Genomic DNA, 18770 nt, shown 5'->3' with positions numbered 1-18770 from the left:
GCCAGTGCCGGTGAGCTCGGCCGTGAGCCGGGGTCAGATCACGTCGAGCAGGTCCGACACCGCTCGCCGTGGGCTCGCGGGCCCTTCGGGGCCGTGGCCGAGCCGGATCACCATCTGGACGTACGCCATGTCCGAGACGGGATCGCGTGCGGCCCAGCGGATCTCCGGCCACTCCAAGGGCTGGGACGTGACCGAGGTGACCAGTCCGTCCGCGGTGGCCCGCAGCAGGACCCGCTCCAGCGCCTGGCCCGCGCACAGCCAGTCCGCGGGCTCGTCGCGGGCCGTGCCCAGCAGAGCGACGTTCGGGTTCTTCTCGAAGGGCGCCCAGCCGCGTCCGGGCACCGGGCGGCCCGCGGCGAAGTCACGCACCGGGGCGGAGGTGGTGGGTTGGCGCGGCCCGAACGCATCGGCGGGGATGCCGTCGGGCACCGCGACGGCATCCGGTGCTTCCGTGTGCGTCCACCGGGCCGTCTCCTGACGCAGTCCGGGGTCGAGCGCTTCCCTGCCCTCGGCGTCCCGCACGAGGTCCAGGATCGACCGCACGTGCCAGGCGCCGGGGAACACCAGCTGCGCACCCTCGGCGCGGGCCGCCTCGCAGAGCCGCTCGCGCACGGCGGCCGGGATCTCCTCGTCGAGGAACGGCACTCGGCTGGAGTGCCGGCGGCGGATCGCGGGCCGCAGCGGGACGAGCGACCCGTCGGGTGCCCCGGTGCCCTGCAGCCGCACCTCGGCGAGGAACTCCGGGCAGGCCGGATCGGGCAGCAGTCGCACGGTCGGCGCCAGCCCCGCCGCGGCTGCGGCCACCCGCAGGTTGAACAGCGCGGCGCCGCAGCCCACGTGCAGGCCCCGGTTGTCCGGGTCGGTCCGCGGCAGAGCGCGCTCCAGGTCGGCGTACAGGCGCAGGACGCCGCTGTCGCGCAGGTAGCGGAACGCCCAGGGCTGTGCGTTGTGCAGCGAGGGCGCCGCACCGGCGTCCGCCACGAGCGCGGTGACGGTGTCCACGCCAGGAGACGGTGCGGTCATGGTGACTTCCCTTCGTGCCGGTACGGCGGCTCACCCGGGGGACGGGACGGCGATGACCGGGCAGCGGGCGTGGTGCAGCACGCCCTGACTGACCGAGCCCAGCAGCATGCCGGTGAAACCTCCGCGCCCCCGGGTCCCCACGACCAGGCCCAGCGCGTGGGCCGAGGCCTCGGTGAGCACCTGCACGGGATGTCCGACGACCAGTTCGTGACGCAGCTCGACTTCGGGGAAGCGGTCGCGACGGCCCGCCACGACCTCGGAGAGCAGCCGGCGGGCCTCCTGCTGCGGCGCGTGCTCGTCGAAGATCCTCAGCGGCCCGGGTTCCCACACGAGCAGGGCCCGCAGCTCGGCGCCGCGCAGGGCCGCCTCCTCGAACGCCATGTCGACCGCGGCGACGGAGTGCGCGCTGCCGTCGACGCCGACCACGAAGAAGGCCGGGTCCTGAGTGATGTGCTCCGGCTCGGGCACGACCACCAGGGGGCAGCGCGTGTGCGCCATGACCGGCAGGGCGACCGATGCGGAGCCGAACACCTCCCGGCCCCGGCTCAGATGGCGCGATCCCAGGACGACCGCGGTGGCGTCGCGACTCTGCTCGCGCAAGATCCACGCGGGATCGCCTTCCGCCAGCAGGACGTCCAGCTCCAGCCGCGGATGCCGGGCCGCGACGAAGTCTCCGGCCTGCTCCAGCACGTGCTTTCCCGCACCGTGCAGGGCCTCGTTCCACTCCTCCCAGGAGGGCGGGACCTCTCGCCCCCGCAGGCCCCTGGTAGGCACCCCCTCGACGTGGACCGCCCGCAGGGGCAGGCCACGACGGGCGGCCTCGTCGGCAGCCCACGCCAGCGCCGTGCGCCGGGCGGGATCGGGATCGACGCCCACCACGACCGGAAGACGGTCACCGGGCCGGGACACGGCCGCCTCCAGCCGCCAACTCGCCGCAGCCGTATACCGGTTCGCGTACGACTGTCCCGGCCCGCCTGTCGATGGGCCGCGCGGCCCGGTCCTCGTCCTGACGTCGTGCGGGTGCCGTCGTCCGTGCGGGAGCCGTCATCGCTCTCGTCTCCTTCCCGCGGTGCCGCGGACGGGCGGCGCCGCCGATTCCATCGAAGGCCCCGGCGGTGCCGGCCTGCCAGGGGCCATTGGTCCCCACAGCGGGCCCGCCGGTCCTCGGCAGGTCGGACTCCGGACGTCGGCAGTCTCCCGGGCCTCAGTGGTCAGAGCGCGCCGTCGAGCCCTGCGGCTCCAGGTGGGACGCGAGGACCGCCGCCTGGACCCGGCGCTGGACGCCGAGCTTGGACAGCATCCGCGAGATGTGGTTCTTGATGGTCTTCTCCGACAGGTACAGCTTCTTGCCGATCTCACGGTTGGTCAGGCCGTCGCCGATCAGGGCGAGGATCTCCCGCTCCCGGGGCGACAGGCTCGCGAGCTCCGGCGGCATCGAGGGGGCCGCGCCCGGATCCCGGAGGGAACGCATGAGGCGGGCCGTGGTCGCGGGGTCCAGCATCGACTGCCCCGAGGCGACCGTGCGGACCGCCGAGACGAGGTCCGAGCCCTTGATCTGCTTCAGGACATAGCCGGACGCCCCGGCCATGATCGCGTCCAGCAGGGCCTCCTCGTCGTCGAAGGAGGTCAGCATCAGGCACGCCAGCCCGGGCACGCGGTCGCGCAGTTCGCGGCAGACCGTGATGCCGTCGCCGTCGGGCAGCCGGACGTCCAGTACGGCGACGTGCGGGCGCAGCGCGGGGCCGCGGGTGAGCGCGTGCTCCGCGGTGTCCGCGTCGCCGACCACCTGGATGTCCGGTTCGGCGTCGAGCAGATCGGTCAGTCCGCGGCGGACCACCTCGTGGTCGTCCAGCAGGAACACCCGGATCGGGTCCTGCTCGGTGAAGGTGCGTGGCTCGGTCATGGCGACCCCTCGTTCCCCGGTGGCGAACAGACTGCGACTGTCCGTGAGGCTGATCATGACCTGCCGGCGCCGCACACACTAGGGCCGACCGGCCCCCCTCGCTCCAGGGTCCTCGTGCACGAGGTCGAACCGCACGTCCACCACTCCTTCGACGGCCCGTACCAGGCGCGCGGCCACCGGGACCAGCGCACGGTCGCGGATGCGGCCCGCCAGCGTGACGACGCCGTCCCGCACCTCCACCTGGACGGCCGAGGCCGACAGCGGGAAGAGGTACGACACGATCTCCCGCCGGACCTCCTCGGCGATGTCCTCGTCGTCGCGAAGGAAGACCGTGAGCAGGTCGGCGCGGCTGACGATTCCCCGCAGCAGCCCGGCCTCGTCCACGACGGGCAGCCGTTTGACGCCACCCCGCGCCATGATCCGGGCGGCCTCGGCGACGGTGGCGGTCGCCCGTACGGTGAGCGCCGGGGAGGACATCACGTCGCCCGCCGTCAGGCCCTCGGCCTTCGCCACGTCGACCGGCTGACGCAGTTGGAGGTAGGCGGCATCGGGGTCGTCCCTCAGTTCTTCCTTGGTCAGCAGGTCGGCCTCGGAGACCACTCCCACCACCCGGCCCTCGCCCTCGATCACCGGCAGCGCGCTGACCTTCCAGTCCTGCATCAGCTGCACGGTCTCCTTGAAGGGGGCCCGGCGGCCGATGGCGGCGACCGTCTGGGTCATGACATCGCTGACGGTGCGCGAGGTGCCGTACATGGTGAACTCCGTGGGTTCTGTGTCGGTCCTGCCCTTTCCAGCCTGTGCCGCTGCGGTGAAGCCGGCCAGGGGCCACCCGGCCCTCCGGGCGGGCCGTCGGGTGCCCGTGCGTTGCGTCATGCGCGCGTCACTCGTGCTCCGCAAGGGGGCCGTTCGGCTCTGTGCAGGGACCTGCGGCCCCTGACTCCGCGACGGCGGTGTCACCACGCTGGTATCGGGTTCCTCGTCCCGGGAGGTGGAGGCCATGACCCGAACCGTCACGGCGGGTCTCGACGGCTCGCCCGAAAGCCGTGCCGCCGCCGAATGGGCGGCCCGCGAAGCGCGGCTGCGCGATCTGCCGCTGAAGGTCCTCCATGTCTTCGAGCCCGCGCCCCTGCCCGTGGCGCAGGCCCCGCTGCTCGGCGCCGAGACCGGCCAGGACTGGGCGGAGAGGATTCCGGTCGAGGCCGCGGAGGGCCTGCGACTGCGCCACCCCGGCCTCGAAGTGATCACCGAGCAGGTCACCGGCGAGCCTTCCGAGGTCCTGGCCGAGGCGGCGGGCGCCGCGGAGTTGCTGGCGCTGGGCTCACGCGGTCTCGGCGGGATCGGCGGGTTCATGACGGGTTCGGTCAGCCTGTCCGTCATCGCCCATGCCGTTCGCCCGGTGGTGCTGGTGCGGGCCGGAGAGCAGGCCGCCGACGAACACTCGGCGGACCCCGTGGGGATCCCGTCGGCCGCGACCCCCTTCCGGCCCGTCGTCGTCGGCCTCGACACCGACGACGTGGACGAGACGCTCCTGGAGTTCGCCTTCGACGCCGCCGCACGCCGTGACGCTCCCCTGCGGATCGTGCACGGCTGGCCCGACCCGCCCACCGTCTTCTACCGCTTCTACGGTGACGCGGAACTCTCCGGCACGCTCTCCCGCGGTCAGGCGGCCGCCCTGACCGAGGCCGTACGACCCTGGCGGCGGAAATTCCCGAACGTCGACGTCATCGAGGCGAGCCGCTGCGGCAGTGCCGCGCAGGTCCTCGTCACCGCGGCCCGCGACGCCTCCCTCGCCGTGGTCGGCCGGCGCATCCGCACCAGCCCGCTCGGGGCCCACATCGGCCACGTCACCCATGCGGTCCTGCACCACGTCGTGGCGCCCGTCGCCGTGGTCCCGCACGGCTGACCCGCAGCGGACGAGTGGACACGAGCAAAGACGAGTGGAACGGAGAGGAGAACCATGACGGATCTTCCGATCGTCGTCGGCGTGGACGGTTCGGAGCCGAGTCTGCGGGCCGTGGACTGGGCGGCCGACGAGGCCGCCCTGCGCGGGGTGCCGCTCCGGCTGGTGCACGCGTCCTTGTGGGAACGCTACGAGGGCGCACTGCTCGATCCCGACCCGGACGAGCCGTCCGAGCGCATGCTCATCGAGGACGTCGTGGCCGTCGCCTCGCGCCGCGCCGGCCGCAGGCAGCCGGAGGTCGAGGTGACGACGGACGTGCTGCCCGAGGAGCCGGACTACGTGCTGATCCGGGAGAGCCGTGCCGCCCTGATGCTGGTGCTGGGATGCCGTGGCCGCGGCGAGATCGCCGACGCGCTGCTCGGCTCCGTGAGCGTGACGGTCGCCGGACACGCCCACTGCCCGGTCGTCGTGCTGCGCGGCAGTCACGACAACCAGGCCCGCGCCGGGATCCGGGGCCGTGTCGTCCTCGGCGCCGGCGAGAAGCCGGCGGGATCGGCCGCCGCGCGGTTCGCGGCCGAGGAGGCCCTGTTGCGGGGCGTGTCCCTCCGGGTCGTACGGGCATGGCGGCGGCCCGTGCACGCGACCGGTGAACCGGCGGACGTCCACGAGGGCCAGGCCGCCGAGATCCTGGAGGAGGTCCTGCGGGTCGCGCCGGCCGGCCTCGACGTGGACCGCCGCACCGTCGAGGGGTACGCCCGCGACGCCCTGATCGCGGTGTCCCGCGAAGCCGATCTGCTCGTGGTCGGCGCCCGGCGCCGGCCCGGACACCACGGGCTCCAGCTCGGCCGCGTCGCCCACGGCGTCCTGCACCACGCGGCGTGCCCGGTGACGGTCGTACCCGAACTTTCCTGATCAAATCGGCAAAATGGCTGATAACGGACTACGAACCCGAGGTTCCCATGCCCAAGGCCGCTCACCGGGACGACACCGCACCGATCGAACCCGCCGAGCTCATCGAACCCACCGGACACACCGCTCTCACGGACGACGAACTGCGCACCCTCGACGCGCACTGGCGCGCCGCCAACTACCTCGCGGCGGGCCAGATCTATCTCATGGCCAACCCGCTGCTGCGCGAGCCGCTGCGGCCCGAGCACATCAAGCCGAGGCTGCTCGGACACTGGGGTACCTCACCCGGCCTGAACCTCGTGTACACCCACCTCAACCGCGTCATCACGGCGCGCGGACTCGACGCGCTGTGCGTGTGGGGCCCGGGCCACGGAGGGCCGGCCGTCCTCGCGGGCTCCTGGCTGGAGGGCAGCTACAGCGAGACCTACCCGGACGTGTCACGGGACGGGGCCGGCATGGAGCGGCTGTTCCGGCAGTTCTCGTTTCCCGGCGGCGTCCCGAGCCATGTGGCGCCCGAGACCCCGGGGTCGATCCACGAGGGCGGCGAACTCGGCTACTCCCTCGCGCACGCGTACGGCGCCGCCTTCGACAACCCCGGACTGCTCGTCGCCTGTGTGATCGGCGACGGCGAGGCGGAGACCGGGCCGCTGGCCGCGTCCTGGCACTCCAACAAGTTCCTCGACCCCGTCCACGACGGTGCCGTGCTGCCGATCCTGCACCTCAACGGCTACAAGATCGCCAATCCGACCGTCCTGTCCCGGATTCCGCGGGAGGAACTGGACGCGCTGCTGCGCGGATACGGCCACGAACCCCTCCACGTCACCGGTGACGACCCCGCCGCCGTGCACCGAGCCCTGGCCGCGGCGTTCGACGAGGCGCTGGACCGCATCGCCGAGGCGCAGCACGCCGCGCGGGAGGACGGGGCCGGTGACCGGGTGCACTGGCCGGTCATCGTGCTGCGGACACCGAAGGGCTGGACCGGCCCCGCCGAGGTCGACGGCGAACCCGTCGAGGGAACCTGGCGCTCCCACCAGGTCCCGCTGCCCGCCGTCCGTGAAAACCCGGCGCATCTACGGCAGTTGGAGCAGTGGCTGCGCTCCTACCGGCCCGAGGAACTGTTCGACGCCGACGGACGGCCCGTACCTGACGTGCTGGCCTGCGTCCCCGGCGGACCGAGGCGGCTCGGCGCCACCCCGCACGCCAACGGCGGCCTCCTCGTCCGCGAGCTGCCCCTCCCGCCCCTCGACGGCATCGCCGTACCCGTGGACAAGACGGGCTCGACCCTGCACGAACCCACCCGGGTCCTCGGAACCCTCCTCGAACAGGTCATGAACGGCACGCGGTCGCGCCGGGACTTCCGGCTCGTCGGCCCGGACGAGACCGCCTCCAACCGGCTCCAGGCCGTCTTCGACGTCAGCGGAAAGGCCTGGCAGGCGGGCCTGCTGCCGGTCGACGAACACCTCGACCGGCACGGCCGGGTGCTGGAGATCCTCTCCGAACACCTCTGCCAGGGCTGGCTGGAGGGCTACCTGCTCACCGGCCGGCACGGACTGTTCTCCTGCTACGAGGCGTTCGTGCACATCGTCGACTCGATGGTCAACCAGCACATCAAGTGGCTGAAGACCTCGCGCGAGCTGACCTGGCGCGCCCCGGTCGCCTCCCTCAACTACCTGCTGACCTCGCACGTGTGGCGCCAGGACCACAACGGCTTCTCCCACCAGGACCCCGGTTTCGTCGACCACGTCCTGAACAAGAGCCCCGACGTCGTCCGCGTCTACCTGCCGCCGGACGCCAACACCCTGCTGTGCGTCGCCGACCACGTCCTGCGCAGCCGCGACTACGTCAATGTGATCGTGGCCGGTAAACAGCCCTGCTTCGACTGGCTCACGCTGGACCAGGCGCGCGAGCACTGCGCGCGCGGAGCCGGGATCTGGGAGTGGGCCGGCACCGAGAACGGCGGCGCACCGGACGTCGTCCTGGCGTGCGCCGGGGACGTACCCACCCAGGAGGTGCTGGCCGCCGCACAGCTCCTGCGCCGGCACCTGCCCCGCCTCGCGGTGCGCGTGGTGAACGTCGTCGACATGACCCGGCTGGTGCCGCACGAGGAGCACCCCCACGGCATGACCGAGTTCGAGTACGACGGCCTGTTCACCACCGACAAGCCAGTGATCTTCGCCTACCACGGCTACCCGTGGCTCATCCACCGCCTGGCGTATCGCCGCACGGGGCACGGGAACCTGCACGTGCGCGGCTACAAGGAGTCGGGCACGACGACCACCCCGTTCGACATGGTCGTGCGCAACGACCTCGACCGCTACCGGCTCGTCATGGACGTCATCGACCGGGTCCCGGGCCTTTCCGTGCGTGCGGCGTCCGTGCGCCAGGCCATGGCCGACGCCCGCACCCGTCACCACGCCTGGATCCGCGCCCACGGGACAGACCTGCCCGAGGTCGCGGAGTGGAGCTGGCAGAGCTGAGCACGGGCAGCTCACCGGCCCCGACCACGACAGCGGCGCTCGCGGCACCCGGCGTCGCGCGGGGTGCCGCGCCCGGCTCGGCGGAGGCTCACCGCATGCGCCGGCTCTTCCGTGTACCGCCCGCGGAACACGCCGACCGCCTTCGGCGCGTGGGGTCCGACGGCGCTCGCCGGGGACGGGCCGGCTGCGCGGCAGGGCGGTCGGCACCCGGCGTCGCGCGGGGTGCCGCGCCCGGCTCGGCGGAGGCTCACCGGTAGGGGGGCGGGGTGAGTGGGACGGAACGTGGTCGTGTCAACCGGACCTGCGGCGCCACAGGGGCTCCACGGCGTCCCACTCCCGGTCCCAGCGGGCCGTGCGCCGCCGGTCCAGGCATGCCCGTGCGACCGCCGTCGCCCCGCACGCGGGAGCGGCGACGGCGAGGGCGGCCGCGGCACCGAAGAGACCCGCCTCGACGGCGCCCTCGACACGTCCCGTCGGCTTCGCGGGGGCCAGCCGGCCCTGGTCGTCCTGCCAGACCGGCACGCGGGACCCGGCACGCAGACCGGCGGCGACCGTCGTCCGTCCGGTGTGTGCGGTGTCGTCCGGGGCCGTCCAGCGGACCGTCGCCAGGACCCGGCCGTCCGCCGACAGGGCGGACAGGGCGCCGCTCGGCGCGTCCGCCGGCAGAACGGCGCGGACGGCGTGCCGGTGGGCGCGCTGTTGCGCGAACACGTCCTGCGCGGCACGGGTCGCCGTCACCGCGGCCCCAGCGCCGCCGACCACCACGACGACCCACATCGCCAGGACGATCCAGGACTCCACGACGTCCTCGCGACGGCGCAGCGGGTTCCTGGCGTTCATCGGGCACCTCCTCGCCGCGGCGCTGCCGTCCGCGCCGTGTCAGGGACCGGGGGAGACGTCGGGTGCCGACGCGGGCCGAGGGAGCTCGGGGTGCACGTCGAAGACGTCCCGCAGCCCGGTGACGCGCAGCACGCGCAAGAAGGCCGCGTCCCCCGCGACCAGCCGCAGCCGGCCCTGCCGGGCGAGCACCCGGTTACGTGCGCGGCACAGGACGCCGAGTCCGACGCAGTCGATGAACGCGACCGGACGCAGGTCCAGCACCAGGTCGAGGTGGGATGCCCGGGTGACCGTGTCGAGCCGTTCCGACACAGCGGGCGCCGTCAGCACGTCGAGCTCGCCGTACAGGGTCACGACCGTCGCGCCGCTGCTTCCGTGGCGGGCCACGGCCGATACCGGTTCGACGGGCCCGCCGGTCGCGTGCGCCGTGTGCTTCTCGGCCATGGGGAGATCGAACCGGGTGCACCGGGCACGACGGTAGGGCCGTCCGGCCCTGCTTGCGGGCCCGTCCGGGACACCCGCGCCACCCGTCCGCCGCCGGTCCGGGCCGTGGGCGCCCTCGCACCGCCCGCCCCGGTGCGAGGGCCGTACGGCCCAAGCGGAACGTCCCGCGCACCGACGAAGCTGAAGGTGCGGGGCGGCCTCCGGGCCGTGCCGGACAGTGCCGGACTCGCGACGGACCGACCGAAGAGAGTGAGGAACGCCATGAAGGGCTTCGTCTTCCACGGTCCCGGACAGGCCTCCTGGCAGGACGTCCCGGACCCCGGCATCAAGGAGCCGACCGACGCGATCGTGCAGGTCGGAGTCGTGACGATCTGCGGGACGGATCTGCACATCCTCAAGGGCGACGTGCCCGAGGTGCCTCCCGGAACGGTGCTCGGCCACGAGGCGGTGGGGGAGATCGTCGAGGTCGGCGGCGACGTGCGCACCGTCCGGCCGGGGGACCGCGTGCTGATGTCCTGCATCACCTCGTGCGGCCGGTGCCGCTTCTGCCGGGAGCAGCGCTACGGCCAGTGCCGGGACGGCGGAGGCTGGATCCTCGGCCATCTGATCGACGGCACCCAGGCCGAGTACGTCCGCGTTCCCCACGCCGACCTGTCGGTGCACGCGCTGCCCGGCGCCGTCCGCAGCGAGGACGCCGTCCTGCTCGCGGACATCTTCCCGACCTCGTACGAGGTGGGTGTCCTCAACGGGCGGGTACGTCCCGGAGACACCGTGGTCGTCGTCGGCACCGGGCCCATCGGGCTCGCCGCGATCGTCACAGCGCGGTTGTTCTCGCCCGAGCGGATCATCGCCGTGGACCTGGCCCCGGCCCGGCTGGAGGCGGCCCACCGGCTCGGTGCCGACGCGGTCGCGGACGTCCGGGAGGCTCCCGCCCAGCTGGTGGCCGACCTGACCGACGGGCTCGGCGCCGACGTCGTCATGGAGGCCGTAGGTGTCCCTGACAGCTTCGAGCTGTGCACCCGCATGGTCCGCCCGGGCGGGCGCGTCGCCAACATCGGCGTGCACGGCAGGCCGGCCACGCTGCACCTGGAAGACCTGTGGATCAAGGACGTGACCATCACGACGGGCCTGGTGGACACCTACTCCACCCCGACCCTGCTGCGGATGACCGCCGCCGGCCGACTGCCCACCGGCCACCTGGTCACCCACACCTTCTTGCTCGGGCAGATGGAGGAGGCGTACGACGTCTTCGGCAACGCCGCCGAGACCGGCGCGCTCAAGGTGGTGCTCGGCGGGGAGCAGCACGCGCAGGTGGCCGTTCCCACGGCTCCCACGACCTGACCGGCGGTGCCTCGACCTGCCGACCGGCCCCGGACACGCCGCACAAGGATCACGGTTCCCGATGCCGGCCGGCGTCGGTGAGCAGCACGCCCGTGACCAGTTCGGGACGGATGCGCACCGCGTGGTCCGTGCCGGGATGCGGCGCCCAGGGCTCCAACAGGGCGCGCAGACGGGCCACTTCACCGGGGGCCGTGACGAGGCGGGCGTACCCCGTGACCACCACGCTCCAGCCGAGGTGGGTGACCGGGTCGATGGTGTCGGCCTCGTAGGCGACCACGACCCCCTCGCCCTCGCTCTGCCCGGCGTGCGCGGTGAGTGCCGCGCCCTCGTGGGTGCGGATGACGATGTCGCCGTCGTCCAGGACGTGGCTGGCCGGGTGGATCGTCGGCAGGGCCTGGCGGGTGAGGACGATCCTGCCCAGGGTCACGCTGCCCAGCAACCGCAGCGCCTCGACCCGGTCGAGGTCGATACGGCGGCGTACGCGCTCGGTGCCTGGGATCATGGCCGGTCTCCGCTCACCTGGTCTCACCTGGTGTCCCCGCCGCCGCTCCCGCCGAGCGCGGCCCGGCCCGCCTCCAGGCGGGCCACCGGGACCCGGAACGGCGAGCAGGAGACGTAGTCCAGCCCGACGCGGTGGAAGAAGTGGACGGACTCCGGGTCGCCGCCGTGCTCGCCGCACACACCGGTCTGCAGCTCCGGCCGGACCGCACGGCCCTCCTCGACGGCGATCCGGACCAGCCGGCCCACACCCTCGCGGTCGAGCGTCTCGAAGGGCGAGGCGGCGAAGACGCCCTTGTCGAGGTAGGCGGAGAAGAACGCGGCCTCGACGTCGTCGCGGGAGAAGCCCCAGGTGGTCTGGGTGAGATCGTTGGTGCCGAAGGAGAAGAACTCGGCCTCCTCGGCGATCCGGCCCGCCGTGAGCGCGGCCCGGGGCAGCTCGATCATCGTGCCGACGGGGCAGTCGAGAGGCACGCCGGTCTCCTCGCCGACCTCGGCCAGCACCCGCGTCACCTCCGCGCGGGCGAGCCGGAGCTCCTCGACCGAACCGACGAGGGGCACCATGATCTCCGCCCGGGGCGAGCCGCCCTCGCGCACCCGCTCGGCCACCGCCTCGCCCACCGCTCGCACCTGCATCGCCACGAGCCCGGGGACCACGAGCCCGAGCCGTACGCCGCGCAGGCCGAGCATCGGATTGTCCTCGTGCATCCGGTTGACCGCGGCGAGCAACTCCACGTCGTGCGGGTCGGTCCCGCGTCCCGCGGCCTCGGCGGCGGCGACGCGGACGGCGAGTTCGGTGCGCTCGGGCAGGAACTCGTGCAGCGGCGGGTCGAGGAGCCGGACGGTGACGGGCAGGCCGTCCATCGCCCGGAGGATGTCCGTGAAGTCCTGCCGCTGGAGCGGGAGAAGAACCGCCAGGGCCCGGTCCCGTTCCTCCTCGGTCCGAGCGAGGATCATCTCCTCGACCAGCGTGCGGCGCTCGCCCAGGAACATGTGCTCGGTGCGGCACAGCCCGATGCCCTGCGCCCCGAACCGCCGGGCCCGCGCCGCGTCCTCGGCGGTGTCGGCGTTGGCCCGTACCTCCAACCGGCGTACCGCGTCGGCGTGTTCCAGGGCCCGGGCGACCGCGGCGACCAGACAGTCCGCCTGCTCGCCGCACTCCAGATACCGCATCGTGGCGGAGGCGACGAGCGGCACCGACCCCGCGTACACGGCACCGGTGGAGCCGTCCACCGAGACCACGGTGCCCTCCTCGACGACCGTGCCGTCACGTGTGGTGAAGCGCCGGGCCTCGCCGTCGACGGTGATGTCCTGCGCGCCGCACACACAGACGCGGCCCATGCCACGGGCGACGACGGCCGCGTGACTGGTCTTGCCGCCCCGGCCGGTCAGCACCGCCCGGGCGGCGACCATGCCGGGCAGGTCCTCGGGGGTGGTCTCCTCGCGCACCAGCACCACCGGCTCACCGTCGGCGGCACGCCGTACCGCCGCCGCGGAGTCGAAGACGGCCGCACCGGCCGCCGCACCGGGCGAGGCCGGTACACCGTGGGCGATCTCCGGGCCGGCCGCGCGGGTGTCGAAACGGGGGAACATCAGCCGGCCGAGTTGGTCACCGTCCACCCGGCGCAGCCCCTCGTCGGCCGTGACGAGCCCCTCACCGACCAGCTCCGCGGCGATGGCGAAAGCGGCCTCGGCGGTCCGTTTGCCGACCCGGGTCTGCAGCATCCACAGGGTGCCGCGCTCGATGGTGAACTCGATGTCGCACAGGTCGCGGTAGTGCCGCTCCAGCGTCTGCGCGTGGTCGCGCAACCGCCGGTAGGAACGCGGGTCCAGCCGCTCCAGCTCGGCGAGGGACACGGTGTCGCGTACGCCGGCGACGACGTCCTCGCCCTGCGCGTTCGGCAGATAGTCGCCGTACAGGCCGGGCTGTCCGGTGGCCGGGTCGCGGGTGAAGGCGACGCCGCTGCCGGAGTCGGGTCCGAGGTTGCCGAACACCATGCGCTGCACGGTGACGGCCGTACCGAGGTCGTCCGGAATGCGCTCGCGCCGCCGGTACAGGCGGGCCCGCTCGGCGTTCCAGGAGCGGAACACCGCGCGGACCGCCAGCCGCAACTGCTCGGCGGGGGACTGCGGGAAGTCACGGCCGGTCTTGTCGCGGACGAGGTCCTTGTACGTCTCCACCAGCCGGGCGAGGCCGAAGGCGTCCGGACGGAGGCCGTCGGGGGTCTCCCCCGTATCCCTGAACAGCGTCATGGCCTGGTCGAACAGGGCCGGGTCCACGCCGAGCACCGTGCTGCCGAACATCTGGATGAGCCGGCGGTAGCAGTCCCAGGCGAAGCGCTCGTTTCCGGACACCTTTGCCAGGCCGGGCACGGAGGCGTCGGTCAGACCGATGTCGAGGACCGTCTCCATCATGCCGGGCATGGAGAAGCGCGCGCCGGAACGCACGGAGACCAGCAGCGGATCGTCGGGCTGCCCCAGCAGCCGACCGGTGGCCCCCTCCAGCGCCGACAGGTGCCGGGACACCTCCTCCACCATGCCGTCCGGCTCCGCACCGGTGGCGAGAAACACGCGGCAGGCCTCGGTGGTGACGGTGAACCCCGGCGGCACCGGCAGCCCCAGCCGGGTCATCTCGGCCAGGTTCGCGCCCTTGCCGCCGAGCAGGTCGGCCATGGCCCGGTCGCCGTCCCGGAAGTCGTACACGTAACGAACCATGGCGCAGCTCCTCGGCCGTACGGTCTGCGTACCCCTCCAGCGTCGGTCCGGACCGGTCGGCGGGGGAGGTGCCCACCGTCCCGGTGACCGGGCCGTTCGGCCCACGGCCGGTGCGGGCGGGCCGGGCGGTTGCGGCAGGGTGGCCGGTTGCCGCGACCATGTGTGCCGCCCCGCGCCGGGGCGGGATACGGTGGACACGACCCGTCGGAGCAGGGTCCGTGAACCGAGGGAGCGGGAGGAGCACGGTGGGATCTCCCGACAAGCCCCGCGACCTGCTGCCGCAGCTGAAGCTCGACGAGCTGCTGGCGGAACTGCAGTCCCGGATCGACGCTGTCCGTGGCACCCGGGACCGCGTCCACAGCCTGCTCGGAGCGGTCCTCGCCGTCGGCCGCGACCTGCACCTGGAACAGGCCCTGCGCTCCATCGTCGAGGCCGCCGCGACCCTGGTGGACGCCGAGTACGCGGCCCTCGGCGTCATCGGCCCGGATGGCAGGACCCTGTCGGCCTTCCACACCGTCGGGGTCAGCGACGAGCAGATCGCCGAGATCGGCCCCTTCCCCGAGGGGCACGGCATCCTCGGGGAGCTGATCCGCCACCCGGAACCCCTGCGCCTCGAAAAGATCTCCCAGCACCCCGCCTCGTACGGCTTTCCGGCCCGCCACCCGCCGATGAACAGCTTCCTGGGCGTTCCGATCCGGGTGCGCGACCAGGTCTTCGGCAACCTGTACCTGACCGAGAAGCGCGGCGGGGTGGAGTTCGACGAGGAGGACGAATCGGTCCTGTCCACGCTGGCGTTCGCCGCCGGTGTCGCCATCGACAACGCCCGCCTGTACGAGGACTCCCGGCTGCGCGAGCGCTGGCTGAGGGCGAACGCGGACATCACCTACAGCCTGATGTCCGGCAGCGACCGCACCGTGGCGCTGAACCTGATCGCGGAACGGGCCCGGGAGATCTCCGGCTCCGCCCTCGCCGCGGTCGCCATGCCGCTCGCGGGCAGTGGGCTGCTCAACGTGGAGATCGCCGTCGGCGTGGACGCGGAGGCGCACCGGGGACTGGTGCTGCCGTTGGACCGGACGCTGATGGGCCTGGCGTTCTCCGCCGCCGCCCCGGTCACCAGCGACGACGTCACCCGTGACGAGCGGGTCTCGTCCGAACCCTCGCGCTTTCAGGGGCTCGGCCCCGCCGTGGCCATCCCCATCGGCACCGGCGACGACGGCGCGCGCGGCGTGGTGCTGCTGTGCCGTGAGACCGGCCGGCCGGTCTACTCGGGCAAGGAGACGGAGATGCTGCGCGGCTTCGCCGCACAGGCCGCGATCGCGATGGAACTGGCCGAACGCCGGCAGGACGCCCAGCAGATCGCCGTCCTCCAGGACCGCGACCGGATCGCCCGCGATCTCCACGACCTGGCCATCCAGCGGCTGTTCGCCACAGGCATGACCCTCCAGAGCGCGGGCCGCTTCATCGAGCACCCCGAGGCTTCCGAGCGGGTGCTGCGGGCCGTGGACGACCTGGACGAGACCATCAAGATCATCAGGTCGGCGATCTTCGGCCTGCGGGCCCGCGAGACCACCGCGGCCGAGGGCCTGCGGGCCAGGGTCGTCCAGGTGGTCGGCGAGGCCGCGCAGGTGCTGGGCTTCGCGCCCAGCGTGCGCATGGAGGGCCTGCTCGACACCGATGTGCCGCGCGAGTTCGCCGACCATGTCGTGGCCGTGCTCTCGGAGGCGCTGACCAACATCGCCCGGCACGCGCACGCCGACCGGGCCGACGTGGCGCTCACGACCGACAGCCGCGAGGTGCGTCTGAAGGTCTCGGACAACGGCGTGGGCATCGCGGCCGGCGGCCGGCGCAGCGGGCTGCGCAACATGGCCGAGCGGGCGGAACAACTCGGCGGGACACTGGACATCAGCGGCCCCGCGAGCGGTGGAACCGTACTGGAGTGGCACGTTCCGCTCCCGCCCCTGAGCTAGGCAGCGCGCCACGGAGTGCGCGGCCGACGGGGCCGAGGGGGCGGCGTGTCGGGCCCACTCGGCCCATGACGCGGACGGCCCGGGCGTCGCAGCCTTGAAGGTGTCCCGGGACGGCAGCCGAGCCCATGGAGGATGCCATGAACGGCACTCCGACCGTCGTGAACGACGTGATGACCCACCGGGTCGTCGCCCTGCGCACCGGCGCGGTCTTCAAGGACATCGTGCAGGCCATGCATGAGTGGCGGGTCAGCGCTCTCCCGGTCCTGGACGACGGCGGAGTGGTCGTGGGCGTCGTGTCCGAGGCCGATCTGCTGCCCAAGGAGGAGTACAGCGACGACGTCAGCGGACGGTACGGGCAACCGGAGCGGGCGGCCGACGCGTACAAGGCGGACGCGGTGACCGCGGGTGAGCTGATGACCGCCCCGGCCGTCACCGTGCGAGCCGACGCCCCCCTCGCCCACGCCGCGCGCCTCATGGCCCGCACCGGCGTCAAACGGCTTCCGGTCGTCGGCCTCGACGGCGCCCTGAAGGGTGTCGTCAGCCGCTCCGACCTGCTGAAGGTCTTCCTGCGCGCGGACGTCGACATCGCCGAGGAGGTACGGCGCGACGTCGTCGTACGGCTCTTCGGCCCGCGCGCGGACACGGTCCGGGTCGAGGTGCACGACGGCGTCGTCGCACTCTCCGGGCGGGTCCGCGAGACCTTCCTGATCCCGCTGGTCGCCCGGCTCTCGCGGACCGTGCCGGGCGTGGTCGACGTGCGGTGCGCACTGACCGGCCCGCCCCGGCACCCGGACCTCGACCCCGGCCTCCCCGGCACCGGCCGGGCCCGCACGGCGTGACGCGGAGCCGCCGGCACAGGGCAGGAGGCGGCGACGATGACTGGGACACCTCCCGCGACCGTCAGCCCGGTGCGGCTGTGGCGCTGGCGCCGCAACCCGCTGCGGCGGCACAGCGACGTCGTCGAAGGCTGGGTCGTGCTCGTCATCTGGATGCTCACGATCCTGGCCGGAGGCGTCGCCGGGGCGGCGGCCGCGCAGAGCGTCGACCGTTCGCTCGGCGTGCACGCGGTGCACGCCGTCCTCACCGACGCGGCGGCACGCACCCCGGTCGGCGCCGGCGGACACGACGACGGCAGGGTGTGGGCCGCCGTCCGGTGGACCGATGCGGACGGCTCGGCGCACACGGGCCGGGCGAAGGTCTCCCCGGGAGCTCCGGCGGGCACCCGGATCACGATATGGACGGACCCGAGGGACCGGGTGGTGTCCGCACCGGTCACCGGTGCCGCTGCGACGCTGGAGGCGGGCATGACAGGCGCCCTCGTCGCCGTGTCCGTCGGCGCCGCGGCCTGGGGCACGGGCTGGGCGGTCCGTACGCGGCTCATCCGGCGGCGCATGGCCGAATGGGACGAGGAGTGGAAGCGGATCGGACCGCGGTGGGGGAACCTGAGCGGCGGGAGCGGGGGCGGCGGGGGCAGAGGCTGAACGGCGGGGTGGCCATGGCCCACGGGGCCGACGACAAGGTGCCGTCGGCCCCGCTCGACGTCTGTCTCCGGATCACCCCTCCCCGGCCGCGGTGAGCCGGCAGTCCACGCCCACCAGGCCCTCGACGCCACGCACCAGCCGGGCGGCGAGCGGAATGTCCGTGACGTCCTGGACCCGACCGGTCAGCGTCGCGACACCGTCGACGACCGTGATGTGCACGGGCTCGACCGGCGCCGGGAACAGCACGTCGACGATGTCACGCCTGATCTCGTCGGCGAGTTCGTTGTCCGGGCGCAGGAACACCTTCAGCAGATCCGCCCTGCTCACCACGCCTTCGAGCATGCCTTCGGCGTTCACCACGGGCAGCCGCTTGACGTGCCGCAGCGCCATGATGCGCGCCGCTTCGGCGAGCGTGGCGTCGGCGTGCACGGTGACGGCCGGCGCGCTCATCAGGTCCTCGGCGGTCACCGCCCCGGCCTTGGCCAGGTCGGCCAGCCGGCGTCGCTGGGTGAACCGGTCCGGGTCGCTGCCCCGGAACTCCTCCTTGGGCAGCAGATCGGCCTCGGACACGAGCCCGATCACCCGGCCGTCGCCCTCCAGCACCGGAAGCGCGCTGACCTGCCACTGCTCCATGTGCTCGACCATGTCCTTGAACCGGGCCCTGCGGCCCACCGCGACGACGGCCCGGGTCATCACGTCACTGACCCGGTGCGGGGTGGTCTCCATGGTCTCCTCCTCGAAGGGCCGGGTGGCTACGCCGGCTCTCCGCTGCCGTAGGGGGCGTACAGATCGAGCAGACGGACCCGGGACGCGTGCAGGCGCTGGGCGACCACCTGTCCGACCCAGGCCGCGATCGCCCGGCCGAACGCGGCGTCCTCGGCGCACCGTGTCCGTACCGCCTCGGCATCGAACTCCCAGGCCCGCACCGGGCTCGTCGCCTCCGCACCCAGGTGCCAGAGGCACGGCGGGAAGTGCCAGGACCAGCCGACGAGTTCGCCGTGTCCGAGGGTTTCGATCACGGCGGCACGGCGGCCGGGCACGTGCAGATCGAGGGCGATGGTGCCGGAGCGCACGATCCAGAAGCGGTCGGCACGCCGGCCCTCCTCGAACAGCCGGGTCCCGGCCTCGAAGGAGACCTCGCGGGCGAGCTGCATCAGCCGCTCGCGGTACGCGGGGTCGAGAGCTGAGTTCAAGGTCGTCGCGGAGGCCATCGCACCGGCTCCCTTCATGGCGGTCACCTCCAGCCTCGGCGCCTTCGGCGTTCGCCGCCACGGG

The 18770-nt window shown here is 73.3% G+C and carries 17 protein-coding genes; 7 read left to right on the top strand and 10 right to left on the bottom strand.

Annotation, left to right across the window (positions count from 1 at the left end):
- Positions 1-33: 33 nt before the first annotated feature.
- The 4 genes from ACZ4MF_RS19030 to ACZ4MF_RS19015 all read right to left on the bottom strand — a co-directional run bounded on the left by ACZ4MF_RS19030 (position 34) and on the right by ACZ4MF_RS19015 (position 3679).
- Positions 34-1023 carry an Acg family FMN-binding oxidoreductase gene (locus ACZ4MF_RS19030; RefSeq protein ID WP_467493127.1) on the bottom strand — a complete coding sequence of 330 codons (990 nt, stop codon included), beginning with the start codon at positions 1021-1023 and terminating at the stop codon, positions 34-36.
- A gap of 30 nt (positions 1024-1053) precedes the next feature.
- On the bottom strand, positions 1054-1932 hold the full coding sequence (locus ACZ4MF_RS19025; protein WP_467493126.1) for a universal stress protein: 879 nt from the start codon (positions 1930-1932) through the stop codon (positions 1054-1056).
- A 295-nt stretch (positions 1933-2227) separates the two neighbouring features.
- Positions 2228-2926, bottom strand: coding sequence for a response regulator (locus ACZ4MF_RS19020; protein ID WP_467493125.1), 699 nt, complete (start codon positions 2924-2926; stop codon positions 2228-2230).
- Between the two features lie 78 nt (positions 2927-3004).
- Positions 3005-3679, bottom strand: a complete 675-nt coding sequence (locus tag ACZ4MF_RS19015; protein WP_467493124.1) for a CBS domain-containing protein — start codon at positions 3677-3679, stop codon at positions 3005-3007.
- 244 nt (positions 3680-3923) lie between these two features.
- Between ACZ4MF_RS19015 and ACZ4MF_RS19010 the strand changes: the two genes are divergently transcribed.
- From ACZ4MF_RS19010 to ACZ4MF_RS19000, 3 genes are read left to right on the top strand one after another with little or no spacing between them, the layout of a single operon-like run.
- The gene (locus tag ACZ4MF_RS19010; RefSeq protein WP_467493123.1) at positions 3924-4829 is read left to right on the top strand and encodes a universal stress protein; all 906 of its coding nucleotides are present in this window, start codon (positions 3924-3926) and stop codon (positions 4827-4829) included.
- 54 nt (positions 4830-4883) lie between these two features.
- Positions 4884-5738, top strand: a complete 855-nt coding sequence (locus tag ACZ4MF_RS19005; RefSeq protein WP_467493122.1) for a universal stress protein — start codon at positions 4884-4886, stop codon at positions 5736-5738.
- A gap of 47 nt (positions 5739-5785) precedes the next feature.
- Positions 5786-8212 carry a phosphoketolase family protein gene (locus tag ACZ4MF_RS19000; protein ID WP_467493121.1) on the top strand — a complete coding sequence of 809 codons (2427 nt, stop codon included), beginning with the start codon at positions 5786-5788 and terminating at the stop codon, positions 8210-8212.
- A gap of 291 nt (positions 8213-8503) precedes the next feature.
- On the opposite strand, the gene ACZ4MF_RS18995 is transcribed toward ACZ4MF_RS19000, so the two are convergent.
- Positions 8504-9052 carry an Rv1733c family protein gene (locus ACZ4MF_RS18995; protein WP_467493120.1) on the bottom strand — a complete coding sequence of 183 codons (549 nt, stop codon included), beginning with the start codon at positions 9050-9052 and terminating at the stop codon, positions 8504-8506.
- Positions 9053-9091: 39 nt separating this feature from the next.
- A complete protein-coding gene (locus tag ACZ4MF_RS18990) occupies positions 9092-9493 on the bottom strand; it encodes an STAS domain-containing protein (RefSeq protein ID WP_467493119.1) in 402 nt (133 codons plus the stop codon).
- Between the two features lie 261 nt (positions 9494-9754).
- On the opposite strand from ACZ4MF_RS18990, the gene ACZ4MF_RS18985 reads away from it, so the two are divergent.
- Positions 9755-10834, top strand: a complete 1080-nt coding sequence (locus ACZ4MF_RS18985) for a zinc-dependent alcohol dehydrogenase family protein (RefSeq protein WP_467493118.1) — start codon at positions 9755-9757, stop codon at positions 10832-10834.
- A gap of 49 nt (positions 10835-10883) precedes the next feature.
- Here the strand turns inward: ACZ4MF_RS18985 and ACZ4MF_RS18980 are convergent, their stop codons facing one another.
- On the bottom strand, positions 10884-11336 hold the full coding sequence (locus ACZ4MF_RS18980; protein WP_467493117.1) for a pyridoxamine 5'-phosphate oxidase family protein: 453 nt from the start codon (positions 11334-11336) through the stop codon (positions 10884-10886).
- Between the two features lie 23 nt (positions 11337-11359).
- Positions 11360-14047, bottom strand: coding sequence for a pyruvate, phosphate dikinase (ppdK, locus tag ACZ4MF_RS18975; RefSeq protein ID WP_467493116.1), 2688 nt, complete (start codon positions 14045-14047; stop codon positions 11360-11362).
- 245 nt (positions 14048-14292) lie between these two features.
- Between ppdK and ACZ4MF_RS18970 the strand changes: the two genes are divergently transcribed.
- The 3 genes from ACZ4MF_RS18970 (at position 14293) to ACZ4MF_RS18960 (ending at position 17495) form a co-directional block, all read left to right on the top strand.
- Positions 14293-16014 carry a sensor histidine kinase gene (locus ACZ4MF_RS18970; RefSeq protein WP_467493115.1) on the top strand — a complete coding sequence of 574 codons (1722 nt, stop codon included), beginning with the start codon at positions 14293-14295 and terminating at the stop codon, positions 16012-16014.
- A gap of 137 nt (positions 16015-16151) precedes the next feature.
- The gene (locus ACZ4MF_RS18965; protein ID WP_467493114.1) at positions 16152-16853 is read left to right on the top strand and encodes a CBS domain-containing protein; all 702 of its coding nucleotides are present in this window, start codon (positions 16152-16154) and stop codon (positions 16851-16853) included.
- 36 nt (positions 16854-16889) lie between these two features.
- Positions 16890-17495, top strand: a complete 606-nt coding sequence (locus tag ACZ4MF_RS18960; protein WP_467493113.1) for an Rv1733c family protein — start codon at positions 16890-16892, stop codon at positions 17493-17495.
- A gap of 72 nt (positions 17496-17567) precedes the next feature.
- Here the strand turns inward: ACZ4MF_RS18960 and ACZ4MF_RS18955 are convergent, their stop codons facing one another.
- On the bottom strand, positions 17568-18221 hold the full coding sequence (locus tag ACZ4MF_RS18955; RefSeq protein ID WP_467493112.1) for a CBS domain-containing protein: 654 nt from the start codon (positions 18219-18221) through the stop codon (positions 17568-17570).
- Positions 18222-18247: 26 nt separating this feature from the next.
- Entirely contained in the window at positions 18248-18706 is a 459-nt protein-coding gene (locus tag ACZ4MF_RS18950) for a cyclic nucleotide-binding domain-containing protein (protein WP_467493335.1), read from the bottom strand.
- Positions 18707-18770: the final 64 nt, after the last annotated feature.

Source organism: Streptomyces sp. NPDC025793 (assembly GCF_055558375.1).
This window is presented reverse-complemented; position numbering and strand designations above follow the sequence as displayed.

Bases quoted from the DNA above. Each gene is read 5' to 3' on its own strand.
- ACZ4MF_RS18980 (WP_467493117.1), bottom strand. From the start codon at position 11,336: ATGATCCCAGGCACCGAGCGCGTACGCCGCCGTATCGACCTCGACCGG.
- ACZ4MF_RS19000 (WP_467493121.1), top strand. From the start codon at position 5,786: ATGCCCAAGGCCGCTCACCGGGACGACACCGCACCGATCGAACCCGCC.
- ACZ4MF_RS18955 (WP_467493112.1), bottom strand. From the start codon at position 18,221: ATGGAGACCACCCCGCACCGGGTCAGTGACGTGATGACCCGGGCCGTC.
- ACZ4MF_RS19030 (WP_467493127.1), bottom strand. From the start codon at position 1,023: ATGACCGCACCGTCTCCTGGCGTGGACACCGTCACCGCGCTCGTGGCG.
- ACZ4MF_RS18995 (WP_467493120.1), bottom strand. From the start codon at position 9,052: ATGAACGCCAGGAACCCGCTGCGCCGTCGCGAGGACGTCGTGGAGTCC.
- ACZ4MF_RS19020 (WP_467493125.1), bottom strand. From the start codon at position 2,926: ATGACCGAGCCACGCACCTTCACCGAGCAGGACCCGATCCGGGTGTTC.
- ACZ4MF_RS19010 (WP_467493123.1), top strand. From the start codon at position 3,924: ATGACCCGAACCGTCACGGCGGGTCTCGACGGCTCGCCCGAAAGCCGT.
- ACZ4MF_RS19005 (WP_467493122.1), top strand. From the start codon at position 4,884: ATGACGGATCTTCCGATCGTCGTCGGCGTGGACGGTTCGGAGCCGAGT.
- ACZ4MF_RS18960 (WP_467493113.1), top strand. From the start codon at position 16,890: ATGACTGGGACACCTCCCGCGACCGTCAGCCCGGTGCGGCTGTGGCGC.
- ACZ4MF_RS18985 (WP_467493118.1), top strand. From the start codon at position 9,755: ATGAAGGGCTTCGTCTTCCACGGTCCCGGACAGGCCTCCTGGCAGGAC.
- ACZ4MF_RS19015 (WP_467493124.1), bottom strand. From the start codon at position 3,679: ATGTACGGCACCTCGCGCACCGTCAGCGATGTCATGACCCAGACGGTC.
- ACZ4MF_RS18990 (WP_467493119.1), bottom strand. From the start codon at position 9,493: ATGGCCGAGAAGCACACGGCGCACGCGACCGGCGGGCCCGTCGAACCG.
- ppdK (WP_467493116.1), bottom strand. From the start codon at position 14,047: ATGGTTCGTTACGTGTACGACTTCCGGGACGGCGACCGGGCCATGGCC.
- ACZ4MF_RS18950 (WP_467493335.1), bottom strand. From the start codon at position 18,706: ATGGCCTCCGCGACGACCTTGAACTCAGCTCTCGACCCCGCGTACCGC.
- ACZ4MF_RS18965 (WP_467493114.1), top strand. From the start codon at position 16,152: ATGAACGGCACTCCGACCGTCGTGAACGACGTGATGACCCACCGGGTC.